General features: G+C 60.9%; 11 protein-coding genes. 10 read left to right on the top strand and 1 reads right to left on the bottom strand.

The genetic code is table 11. From position 1 onward, the window contains the following. From CIT31_RS26385 to CIT31_RS26375, 3 genes are all read left to right on the top strand, one after another. Window positions 1–1219 (top strand): Ig-like domain-containing protein (locus CIT31_RS26385; RefSeq protein ID WP_133116210.1); only part of this gene is annotated, 1219 nt, incomplete at its 5' end. A 52-nt stretch (window positions 1220–1271) separates the two neighbouring features. Further along, the gene (locus CIT31_RS26380; RefSeq protein WP_165778559.1) at window positions 1272–2963 is read left to right on the top strand and encodes a type I secretion system permease/ATPase; all 1692 of its coding nucleotides are present in this window, start codon (window positions 1272–1274) and stop codon (window positions 2961–2963) included. After that, a complete protein-coding gene (locus CIT31_RS26375; protein ID WP_095520988.1) occupies window positions 2956–4266 on the top strand; it encodes an HlyD family type I secretion periplasmic adaptor subunit in 1311 nt (436 codons plus the stop codon). The genes CIT31_RS26380 and CIT31_RS26375 overlap by 8 nt, the downstream gene beginning before the upstream one ends. A 110-nt stretch (window positions 4267–4376) precedes the next feature. Here CIT31_RS26375 and CIT31_RS26370 read toward each other — a convergent pair whose 3' ends face one another. Continuing rightward, complete coding sequence (locus CIT31_RS26370) at window positions 4377–5126, bottom strand: glucose 1-dehydrogenase (RefSeq protein WP_095520987.1); 750 nt, start codon at window positions 5124–5126, stop codon at window positions 4377–4379. On the opposite strand from CIT31_RS26370, the gene CIT31_RS34435 reads away from it, so the two are divergent. From CIT31_RS34435 to CIT31_RS26340, 7 genes are all read left to right on the top strand, one after another. After that, entirely contained in the window at window positions 5104–5259 is a 156-nt protein-coding gene (locus CIT31_RS34435) for a hypothetical protein (RefSeq protein WP_165778558.1), read from the top strand. The genes CIT31_RS26370 and CIT31_RS34435 overlap by 23 nt on opposite strands. 315 nt (window positions 5260–5574) lie before the next feature. Further along, window positions 5575–7041, top strand: coding sequence for an FAD-binding oxidoreductase (locus CIT31_RS26365; RefSeq protein ID WP_425350658.1), 1467 nt, complete (start codon window positions 5575–5577; stop codon window positions 7039–7041). A 10-nt stretch (window positions 7042–7051) separates the two neighbouring features. After that, window positions 7052–7780 carry a FadR/GntR family transcriptional regulator gene (locus tag CIT31_RS26360; protein WP_095520986.1) on the top strand — a complete coding sequence of 243 codons (729 nt, stop codon included), beginning with the start codon at window positions 7052–7054 and terminating at the stop codon, window positions 7778–7780. A gap of 2 nt (window positions 7781–7782) precedes the next feature. After that, on the top strand, window positions 7783–8220 hold the full coding sequence (locus CIT31_RS26355) for a VOC family protein (protein ID WP_425350662.1): 438 nt from the start codon (window positions 7783–7785) through the stop codon (window positions 8218–8220). 69 nt (window positions 8221–8289) lie between these two features. Beyond that, entirely contained in the window at window positions 8290–9336 is a 1047-nt protein-coding gene (locus tag CIT31_RS26350) for an ABC transporter substrate-binding protein (RefSeq protein WP_095520984.1), read from the top strand. Further along, window positions 9336–10112 carry an ABC transporter ATP-binding protein gene (locus CIT31_RS26345; protein WP_095520983.1) on the top strand — a complete coding sequence of 259 codons (777 nt, stop codon included), beginning with the start codon at window positions 9336–9338 and terminating at the stop codon, window positions 10110–10112. Before CIT31_RS26350 ends, CIT31_RS26345 begins: the two co-directional genes overlap by 1 nt. Beyond that, complete coding sequence (locus tag CIT31_RS26340; RefSeq protein WP_245316468.1) at window positions 10109–10867, top strand: ABC transporter permease; 759 nt, start codon at window positions 10109–10111, stop codon at window positions 10865–10867. Before CIT31_RS26345 ends, CIT31_RS26340 begins: the two co-directional genes overlap by 4 nt. The last annotated feature ends 147 nt before the right edge of the window (window positions 10868–11014 follow it).

The following is an 11014-nucleotide window of genomic DNA, read 5'->3' as shown; positions in this document are numbered from 1 at the left end:
CGGCACCGACAGCTACACCTACACGGTGACCTCGGGCGGCGTCACCGAGACCGCAACGGTCAACGTCACCGTCAGCGCGGTAAATGCAGCGCCGGTGACCGTGAATGACAAGCTTGTTATATCCAATGACACGACGGCAATATTTTCTGCCGCTGTTCTTCTGGGCAATGATACGGACGGCGACTCGGATAAATTGCAGATAGTGTCTGTTTCTGGGGCGAATGTTACGTACAACGCGGTCAGTCAAACCATAACGTACAATACAGACCCTCTATCGAACAACACGGTCAATGCCGGATCGTTTACATACCAGGTATCAGATGGAAACGGAGGGCTTACCACCGGCACTGTATCGATTGATACTGTCAATGGAGACAATGTAAATCTGCTAACTCAGTACGCAACCCCAGCGTCTTACCAAGCATCCTATATCGATAGCGGAAATGGCACCGACGTCGACGACGGTGGTCCCTCAATTGACATACTCATTGGAGGCGCTGGTACAGATACCCTTCGAGGCGGTGCCGGAAGCGACATACTTCGAGGCGGTGCCGGAAGTGATACAATCGATGGGCAAGGTGCCGGGACCGATATCGACCTCATCGATTTTTCAGACGGAACGGGGGCAGGGCTCAATTTCACCTTGGTTCAGAGCGCGAGCGACACAGTTTTCAACGCTAGCGCCGCGAGCCTTGGAACCGACACATACAAGAATATCGAAGGTGTGATCGGGACCAATTTCGCCGATACACTGAACGGGTCGACCTTCAACGACGTGCTCATCGGCGGCGGCGAAAACGACACGATCAATGGTAATGCAGGAGCGGACCGCATCCAGGGTGGCCTCGGCAAGGACACCATGACCGGCGGCGCCAATGCGGATACTTTCGTTTTCCTTGCGCCGAATGAAATGCCGATTGGATCCGGCAACCGGGATGTTATCGTCGATTTCAGCCAGGCGGAAAGCGACAAGATTGATTTGTCGACCATCGACGCAAAGACACAGGTGGGATTTGTTGGCGATCAGGCATTTACTTTCGTCGCCAATGCGACTCCTGCAATCGATCCCGGAGTGCAGGCAAACAGCATCACTTGGTATCACGATACCGCCAACAATCTCACAATCATACACGGCGATGTAGACGGGAACACAACGGCCGATTTCGAGATCCAGCTTTCGGGCCTCGTTACTCTCACAGCCGACGATTTCCATCTGTGAACGAGTATCGACGATGACTGGTGTCGGACCGCTTAGGACGTTACGCCAGCAAGTGCGCAAGCCCATCTGCGCACTTGCCCTGTTCAGTTGCGTGGTCAATCTTCTACTGATGACCGGCCCTTTGTTCATGCTGCAGGTCTATGACCGAGTGCTTTCCAGCGGCAGTGTTCAAACGCTGGTAGCACTTGTAATCCTGGTCGTCGTGCTTTTCGCATTCATGGGGATGCTTGACGCAATGCGATCGCGCGTTCTTGCCCGCCTTGCCGGGCGACTTGACGAAATTCTGCGTGGTCCGGTCTTTTCTGCAGTTCAATCGGATGCGTGGCGGGGCGCTGGAAACGCCGGTCCTTCGATCCGCGATCTCGAAACCATTCGCGGTTGGATTTCCGGCCCGGGGCCCGGGATGTTTTTCGATGCGCCGTTTGTGCCGCTTTATATCGGCGTGATTTTTCTGCTCCACATATGGCTCGGATGGTTCGCGGTGGGCGCTGCATCGGTGCTTGCTTGCTTTGCAGTTGCAAATGAATGGCTTACCCGCGCACCGCAACTCGCAGCCTCCACCGCCGCCGAGTCAGCCCAGCGCCTTGCAGACGAAAGCCGGCGTCAGGCAGCGCCCGCCGTCGCGCTAGGCATGGAATCCAATCTGCGGTCGCTCTGGGAATCGAAAGTCCAAGAAGCGGTACTTTTGTCGAACGGACTTTCCGACAGGCTCGGAACCCTGTCCGCGATGTCAAAAGCGACACGACTTCTGTTTCAGTCCGGAATACTGGCCGTCGGCGCCTATCTAGCTATCGGCCAGGAAATCAGCGGTGGAGTGATGGTTGCCGCGTCCATACTGCTGGCACGCGCACTTTCACCTGTCGAGCAGGCCATCGTCCATTGGCGAAGCGTGCTGGGAATGGTTCGTTCGTCCCGCAGGGTCTCGCAGTTGCTCAATGCCGCCGAAGTAACAGCGTCCGACCCAATGGAGCTTCCTCCACTCAATGGAGCGGTGTCGATTTCGGATATTGTCTGCGTGGCTTCCGCTCGGAAGGAGCCGCTGCTCGCCGGCATCTCCTTCAAGCTGAACCCGGGTGACGGCCTCGGCATCATCGGACCCTCGGGCGCGGGCAAGACGACGCTTGCACACGCTATACTTGGAATTGCGCCTCTCGTCAGAGGCGAAATCCGGATAAGCGGCTCGACGCACGACCAGTGGAACCGCGATGTTCTCGGGCGCCAACTCGGCTACTTGCCGCAGGATGCGGTGTTGTTTCCAGGTTCGGTAGCCAGAAACATCTCGCGATTCGAGCCGAATGCAGATGCGAAGGCCGTTCTTCACGCCGCCAAGCTCGCCGGCGTTCACGAACTGATCTTATCCTTCTCCAATGGATACGGGACCCTGGTCGGCCAGGGCGGCGTGGCGCTATCCGCGGGAGAGCGCCAAAGAATCGCGCTGGCCCGCGCCCTCTATGGTGATCCTGCACTTGTTGTTCTCGACGAGCCTAATTCGAACCTAGACGCCGAGGGCGACCAAGCCCTTTCGCAAGCGATCAAAGCGACGCGCGACCGCGGCGCGACCATCATTGTGATCGCCCACCGCCCCAGCGCGATCAATGCGGTCAACATGCTGCTCTATCTGCGCGGCGGCAAGCAGGTCGCCTTCGGCCCGAAAGACGAGGTCCTTCGACAAGTCACCCAAGTGGTCGTACCGGGGCCGCACCAAGGTAACAATGTTACCGTGATGAGGGCCGGCAATGAGTGAGGACCGCGAAAGCAATTTTTCTGTTTCGCTCAGACGGACACAACGAGCCGGATTTGTGGTCATAGCAACTCTCGTTCTCGTTCTGGGCGGCTGGGCCGCGACCGCAAGCATTTCGGGTGCGGTGATCGCGCCAGGCCAAATCGTTGTTCGCTCAAACGCGAAGAAAGTGCAGCATCTCGAGGGCGGAATTGTCCTTGAACTAAACGTGGAGAATGGCCACCGGGTGCATGCGGGCGAAGTAATCATGAGGCTTGATCCATCTGAGCCCCGTGCGCGGCTTGCAATCATCATCGCACAGTTGGCTGAATTGGAAGTCGAACTAAAAAGACTCGAAGCGGAACGCGACGGACTTGCCGAGTTGGAGTTTCCTTCAGAACTTGTAAAGTTGATGCCGAAATCTGAACTTGAGCGTATATTTGACAGTCAGCAAAAGCTAATTGCGTCGCGCTTGGAAGTTGTTGCAGGGAAAAAGCGTCAACTTGCTGAACAGGTTAATCAAATCAAAAATCAGATCAGCGGCATGGAAGCCCAACTCGAAGGCAGAAAACGGCAGCTGGCGATCGCGGCTGCGGAGCTCGAGACAATGCAGGGTCTGCTAAAGGATGGATTGGTTCAGAAGAACCGCGTCTTGGATCTTGAACGTGAAAAGGCAGACGTAGAGGGCGATATTGGCCGGCTCGTTGCCGAAATCGCGAAACTGAGAGGTGCTGTCAGCGAAGTGGGACTTAGAGCAATACAAGTCGACGATGACTGGCGCTCCGAAGTGCTGACTGCGATTGCGGAAGTAAGAACAAAGGTCGGATCACTTCGCGAGCAGCGCCAAGCTGCGCAGGAGCGCATTGACCGGATCGATGTAATCGCGCCGCAGTCGGGATTCGTGCATGAGCTAGCCATTCACACGGTCGGCGGAGTGGTCGGTCCGGGCGAGACGCTAATGCTCATTGTTCCAGAGTCGGATCCGCTGGTTCTCCGTGCACGGGTCCGTCCTCGTGACATCAACGCGATCTGGCTCGGCCAACCCGTGCGGGTCCGCCTGTTGTCATTTAATCAGAAAACCACACCAGAGGTGAACGGACAGGTCGCTATGATCGGCGCAGACCTCTCGACAGATGCCCAGTCCCGTATTCAGTTCTTCGAAGTCGACATTGTGCTCAATTCTGCTGACCTGGCGGGGCTAGAGGCCCATGAACCGATCCGCCCCGGCATGCCTGCTGAGGCTTTCATTCAGTCGGGCGAGAAAACTGCCCTGGCTTATCTGCTCGACCCGTTGACTGAACAGGTCGACAAAGCCTTCAGAGAGTAGTGCAAGGGCGCCAATAGCGTCAAAGCTGACATCGCAGGCCAAGTTCATCGTTTTCGTCGACTTCGTCGAGACTGCCCGGCGGAAATTTTTCCTGCAAGGCAGTTCGCAGGTCAGAGGGAAACCGATAGCCCACCGTCAACGGCCAATACATGTCCGTTGACGTAGGCGGCAGCGTCGGAGGCGAGAAACACCACGGCTCCGCCGAGCTCCTCAGGCTGGGCCCAGCGGCCCGCCGGGGTTCGTGTCTCGACCCATTTGGTGAAGGCCTCGTCGCTCATAAGCGCGGTATTGAGCTCGGTGGCGAAATAGCCGGGGGCGATCGCGTTGACGGTGATGCCGTGACGGCCCAGCTCAGCGGCCGTGGAGCGTGTCAGCCCGTGCAGACCCGCCTTTGCCGCCACATAGGCGTGAATGGTGGGACGGCCAAGTATCGCTGCAACCGATCCGGTGTTTATTATGCGCCCGAACTTGTTTGGCAGCATCAGGCGCACCGCGTCGCGCATGATGCGGAAGCAGGCCGACAGATTGACGGCAATCACATGGTTGAAATCCTCGTCCTGCCATTCGACCAACGGACTTCGATGCTGGATGCCGGCGTTGTTGACCAGAATATCGAGGCGGCCGTGGCGTTCGACGATTCCTTCCAGCGACGCCCTTGAGATCGCTGCGTCGGTGACATCGAATGGCAGCGCTTCGGCCCCGATGCTTTCGGCCGCTGCGGCGAGGGCGGCCGGATCGCGGGCATTGACGATCACCGTCGCGCCGTTTTCCGCAAGTGCCTTGGCCATTGCGAAGCCGAGACCACGCGAAGCACCCGTGACCAACGCGACACGGCCGTTGAGCGAGAATAATTCCGACATTGAGATCCCCTATCGGCTTGGCTTCAAGTTCGAATCGGTCGGACAGCCGACCATCGACGACAAGGGCGGAAGCGGCCCGGCCGCATTTGTCGATGGCGATCCCGGTATTTCGCTCTCACAGGCGGCGCTGTAGCAAGAACCAATCGCGCTTCCAGGTTCTCGGCACGAGCTGCCAGGCGCGTCCCACCGAGGCCATGACTCGTAGATGCCGTAGACAACCGATGCGGCCGCCTCCGGCGTTGCGACAATCGCCAAGGGATCGTCAGGGTTGCGCTGCTTCATGTCCGTTTCGCACCGTCTTAGCCAAAATGAAGGCTAGCATTTCACGAGGGGTGAGAACAGTTCAGGCGCGAGAATCCCGGTTGTGAGGCGGGTGCGCTCGCGGATCGCCGCCGAAGTAATGACTGCCCACCGAGAGAATGGGCTTGCGAAGTTGTAGGATGACCGTATGATCAGACTCATGCCTACGGATCACCCATCTCTTCAACGCGAAGCTTCCGGCGGAATTGTTGAGCTACCTGCCCAGTTGGCGAATGATGCGCTGATAGACGGCCAGTCGCCGCTGGCAGAACGGTACCTCATCGATTGGAGCCGCGACAGGCGCGGAAGTGCCCGCTTCATCTTGCGTCCAGGATCCGTGGAAGATGTCCAGGCGTTTGTGAGATGGTGCTCGCAAATCGGTGTCGCCATCGTCGTGCAAGGTGGCAATACCGGACTTGCCGGTGGCGCCATTCCCGATAGTTCGGACTACGCAGTGCTGTCGCTTGAGCGTCTCAATCGGATACGCTGCGTCGATCCGCTCGACTTCACGCTGCAAGCCGACGCCGGTGCCGTGCTGCAGGACGTCAAGGACGCCGCTGAAGCAGCCGACATGACCTTCCCTCTTGCGCTTGGTGCGCAGGGATCGTGCACGATCGGCGGCAATGTCGCGACAAATGCCGGCGGCATCAATGTGCTGCGCTACGGCATGACGCGTGATCTGGTGCTCGGGCTTGAGACGGTTCTGCCGGACGGCACACTGTCGAACGGCATGAATGGGCTGCGCAAGGACAATCGCGGCTACAGCCTGAAGCAATTGATGATCGGCTCGGAAGGAACGCTCGGGGTCGTCACGGGCGTCGAGGTAAGGCTCTCGCCCCGGCCGACGCAGGTCGAGACCGCCTATGTCGGACTGGGCAGCTTCCGCCAGGCATGCGAACTGTTCCGGATGGCGCGGCATTTCTGCTCCGATCTTCTCAGCGCGTTTGAGGTCATCGGCGAGGAGTGCCTGCCGCTGGCCCATCTCATCGATCCGAACCTGCGCTCACCGTTGACACAAGAATGTCCGGTTCATGCGATCGTCGAACTCGCCTGTGGGCCAGGGATAGACGCCGGCGGACTTCTTGAAACGATGCTGGCGCGCGCCCTTGAGACCGACCTGATCAAGGACGGTGTCGTCGCGCAAAGCCGCTCGCAGGCCGCCGCATTCTGGGCCATCCGTGAGGGCCTGGTCGAGGGGCAGGCGCGGCGCGGCTTTCATGTCCGCACCGACCTCTCGGTTCGCCTCAGCCAGGTGCCGAAGCTGATCGAGCAAGCACGCGCGTGCATCGTGCGCGAGTGGCCAGGCTGGACATCCCTGACCTATGGCCATGCGGGCGACGGGAACATCCATTTCAACGTGCTGCCTCCCATAGATTGCGATCCCGGCGAAGCGAGGGCCGTGGGCCAGGCGGTTTTGACCCGACTCTATGAACTGGTCGGCGCGCTCGGCGGCTCGTTCAGTGCCGAGCATGGCGTCGGTCGCAGCCGCAGTCACGTGTTCTGGGCCGGCCTGTCGCAGCGCGAGCGGCAGCTTCATACCGCGATCAAGGCAGCCTTCGATCCGGCAGGCCTGTTCAATCCCGCGTGTCTCATGCCTGGTCCGGGCGATTTGTAGGGAAAGCGGCATGAAGCAGCGTTCGTCCATCATCGGCAGCGTGGAGGCGCTTCCGCATCGCGTCGCTTCGCATCTGAGCCGTGAGATCGAGGGCGGCGACATCATCCCGGGAGCCCGGCTTCCCACCGAAAGCCAGCTCGCCGACAAGTTCGGCGTCAGCCGCAATGTTGTCAGGGAAGCGATCGCGCAGCTTCGCGCCGATGGCATGATCGAGGCGCGTCAGGGGGTGGGCGCATTCGTCATGGCGCCGGAACAGCGGACAGCCATCCGGATCGACCGTGAAGCACTGAAAGACCAGCGCAACATGGAGCATCTCTTCGAACTGCGCAGCATTCTGGAGACCGAGTCCGCCACACTCGCGGCGGCGCGCTGTACATCCGATGATCTTGACGCGATCAAGGCTGCGCTGGACCGCATGGGCGGCGAGGAGCGCTGGGAGGATGGCAGCATCGAGGCCGATCTGCTTTTCCATCGGGCGATCGCCCGGGCCACTGGCAATAGCTACATCCACACCTTCATTTCCTTCGTCTGCGAGCAGATCCGCCAGTCGATCCACTATGCCCGCCTCACCAATCCGCTCCACGACCTGGTCGAGGTCAATGTCGCCGAGCACGTGCGAATCTACGACGCGCTCGCCGCGCATGATCCGCAGGCTGCCGGCGAGGCGATGCGCCGGCACATCGACGGCGCGGCATCGCGGGTAGGCGTCGAACTCACCGCGATCAATCGAGGCAAATGACCATGTCGCTCGGCCAGACCAAGGCAATCACCGATATCTGCCTGCTTGTTGAGGATATCGACCGCACCATCGACTTCTATACGCACAAGCTCGGCTACCGGATCAGACGCCGCGCCGAGGGCTTTGTCGATTTTCATTCCGAGCGCGTGACGCTCGCCGCATGGGAACTGGACCACATCAATCGCCACTGCGGCGTCTCGAATGTCCGCTCACCGAAGCAGGCGCACAAGGCGTGCGTCGCGATGGAACTCGAAAGCGCCGGCGAGGTCGACCGGCTCTACGCCGAACTGTCGGACAAGGGCGTGCCGTTCATCGGGCCGCCCGGCGACTATGTCTGGAACGCGCGCTGCGCCTACTTCCACGATCCGGATGGCACACTGTGGGAGCTCTACGCCTGGACCGGCGCGGGACCGGGCGACTATCACGACACGCAAGTGTGATTGGATCGCGACGGCCTCGCAAGAAGGGCCGCGCCGCATGCAAACAAAGTCCAACAAAGGAGCAAGAAGATGAGTGGGAACGCATCGCAGTGGAATCGCAGATCGATCCTGAAGGCCGGCGCCGCCGGCCTGGCGGCCTTCGGGCCGGGACTTCAGCTGTTTGGCGCCAGCGCCTCGGCTGCCGCCAAGCTCGTCGTCCAGTATGACTGGCTGATGTCGAACGGCCAGATCGGCGACGTGGCAGCCGTCGCCAATGGCTACTTCACAGAAGCCGGGCTCGAAGTCGAATTCAGCCCCGGCGGACCGAACGCCGCCACCGTGCCGCCGGTCGTGTCCGGTGCCGCCCAACTCGGCCAATTCTCCGAATCGCCTCAGCTCTATGCCGCGCGGGCGAGCGGCGTTCCGATAAAGATCATCGCCTGCGGCTACCGCACCGGGCCCTATGCGCTGACGTCGAAACCGGAAAAGCCGATCCGGTCGGTGGCGGATCTGAAGGGCATGCGGATCGGCACGCAGCCGACCGCGCGCTTCGCCATCGACGCGATGCTCGCGAAGAACAAGATCGACCCTTCCGAAGTCACCATCGTCAATGTCGGCTTCGACAAGGCGCCGCTGGTTCGTGGCGACGTGGATGCGATCGGCGGCTGGATCACCAACACGCAGGCGCTCAGCGTCGTCGGGGATGATCGCATCGATCTTCTGTTGTCGGAGCTGGGCCTGGCGTCCTATGCCGACGTCTATTTCGCAACCGACAGCGCCATCGAATCCAATTCCGAGATCCTGGCGAAATTCATCGGCGCGGTTGCCAAGGGGTGGGGCTGGGTCCACGCCAATCCCGAACAGGCGGTCGACAAGCTCGTCGCTGCCTATCCCGAGATCGACGCAGGTTGGGAAAAGAAGACGATCCCCCTGGTCTTGAAACTGTCGTTCGACGACAATACGAAAAAGGATGGATGGGGCACCTTCGATCCTGCCTCGATCGAGAGCCAGATCGCGCTGCTTGACCAGATTGGCCAGTATCCGAACGGCAGGCCGAAGGCCGAGGACGTCTATACGACTGAGATTCTCGAACTCAGTGCGGCTGAACGGCCGAAGCTCGGCGCGCCTGCCTCTTGATGGCCGCGCCGGCCATCGAAACTTCCGGGCTCGACGTCGGCTATCCCGGCCGGCACTCGCCCGTGACGGTGATCTCCGGTCTCGAACTGACAGTGGAGGCCGGGACGTTCCTGTCCATCCTCGGGCCTTCGGGGTGCGGAAAGTCGACGTTTCTGCGGGTTGTCGCCGATCTTTTGGCGCCACTCGCGGGCACGATACGCGTGATGGGCGAAACGCCGTCGGCGGTGCGCTCCGGCCGCGGCGTGGGCTTCGTCTTCCAGGAATCGACGCTTTTGCCGTGGCGCACGGCGCGCGAGAATGTACGGCTGCCGATCCAGGTGGGCCGCCGCAGCCTGTCGCGCATGATAGACGACCGGGCCGACGAACTGCTCGAACTCGTCGGCCTGTCGGCGCTCAGTGAGCGCCTGCCGCATCAGCTTTCCGGCGGACAGCGCCAAAGGCTGGCGATCGCCCGGGCGCTGCTTGGCGAGCCACGTTTGCTTCTGATGGACGAACCTTTTGGCGCTCTTGACGAGATCACCCGCGATCGCCTCAACGACGAACTGCTGAACCTTTGGCGGCGGACCGGAACGACCGTGCTGTTCGTCACGCATTCCATTGCCGAAGCCGTCTATCTCGGGCAGCGCGTAATCGTGCTTGCGGCCCATCCCGGACGGATCGTCGCCGACCACGACCTTCGTCCGCTGAAGGGGCCGGACAACAGATGCTCGCGCGAGGATCCGGCAATCGTCGCGGCGATGGCCAGGATGCGCTCCGCCCTTGGGGCGGCCTCGTGAACCGCGGCGCGCTTTCGCCCTTCGCACAGACCGTGCTGCCGATCCTCGGCGCCGGCTCGCTCATTCTCGCATGGCAATTCCTGCTGCCGCTCGCCGGCGTGCCGGCATATATCGTTCCGACGCCGACCGCGATAGCGGGCGTGTTTGCCAGGAACGGCTCACTTCTCCTGTCGAACCTCTGGCCGACGGCCATCGAGGCGCTCTCCGGCTTCGTCCTCGGCAACCTCGCCGCAGTGCTGCTGGCGATCGTCTTCGTGCACAGCCGTACGCTTCAGGCAGCCTATTTTCCGGTCGTGCTGTTCTTCAATACGATCCCGGTGCTTGCGCTGGCGCCGGTCGTCATCCTCATCTTCGGCCTCGGCATGCTGCCCAAGATCGTGATCGCTGCAGTGATCTGTTTCTTCCCAACGCTCATCAACATGATCCGGGGGCTGGAATCGGCGAGCCCCAGCGAGCACGAGCTGTTCCGCGTGCTGTCGGCGACGCGTTGGGAAATATTCTGGCGCCTGCGCCTGCCGCGCGCGCTGCCAATGCTTTTCGCCTCGCTGCGGATCGCCTCGGCGACCGCGGTGATCGGCGCGATCGTCGGCGAATGGATCGGCTCCGACAAAGGTCTCGGCTCGCTGATCATCCAGGCGACCTTCAACTATCAGTCCGACCGGCTCTACGCCGCCATCGTGCTCTCATCGCTGTTGTCGATCGGGTTCTTCATGACGGTCGTCGCCGCTGAGCGGTGGTCGGTTCGATACCGTTGACCGGCTGGTTCCCAGGGATGGCCGCTTGGTGTCGCACTGCGCACTTCGCTCTAGCCGCGCAGGCGAGGGTTGGCCTTTCCTGCGTCGGCCTGTAGTATGGCCAGTGCTTGCACGGCATAGGGGGAACTCGAGCGTGGGCCTGGGTCG

Source organism: Mesorhizobium wenxiniae (genome assembly GCF_002284535.1).
Lineage (GTDB): Bacteria > Pseudomonadota > Alphaproteobacteria > Rhizobiales > Rhizobiaceae > Mesorhizobium > Mesorhizobium wenxiniae.
Note: the sequence above shows the minus strand (reverse complement) of the source record. Positions and strands in the feature narration are given on the sequence as shown.

Bases quoted from the DNA above. Each gene is read 5' to 3' on its own strand.
- CIT31_RS26375 (WP_095520988.1), top strand. From the start codon at position 2,956: ATGAGTGAGGACCGCGAAAGCAATTTTTCTGTTTCGCTCAGACGGACA.
- CIT31_RS26370 (WP_095520987.1), bottom strand. From the start codon at position 5,126: ATGTCGGAATTATTCTCGCTCAACGGCCGTGTCGCGTTGGTCACGGGT.
- CIT31_RS26365 (WP_425350658.1), top strand. From the start codon at position 5,575: ATGATCAGACTCATGCCTACGGATCACCCATCTCTTCAACGCGAAGCT.
- CIT31_RS26360 (WP_095520986.1), top strand. From the start codon at position 7,052: ATGAAGCAGCGTTCGTCCATCATCGGCAGCGTGGAGGCGCTTCCGCAT.
- CIT31_RS26355 (WP_425350662.1), top strand. From the start codon at position 7,783: ATGTCGCTCGGCCAGACCAAGGCAATCACCGATATCTGCCTGCTTGTT.
- CIT31_RS26350 (WP_095520984.1), top strand. From the start codon at position 8,290: ATGAGTGGGAACGCATCGCAGTGGAATCGCAGATCGATCCTGAAGGCC.
- CIT31_RS26345 (WP_095520983.1), top strand. From the start codon at position 9,336: ATGGCCGCGCCGGCCATCGAAACTTCCGGGCTCGACGTCGGCTATCCC.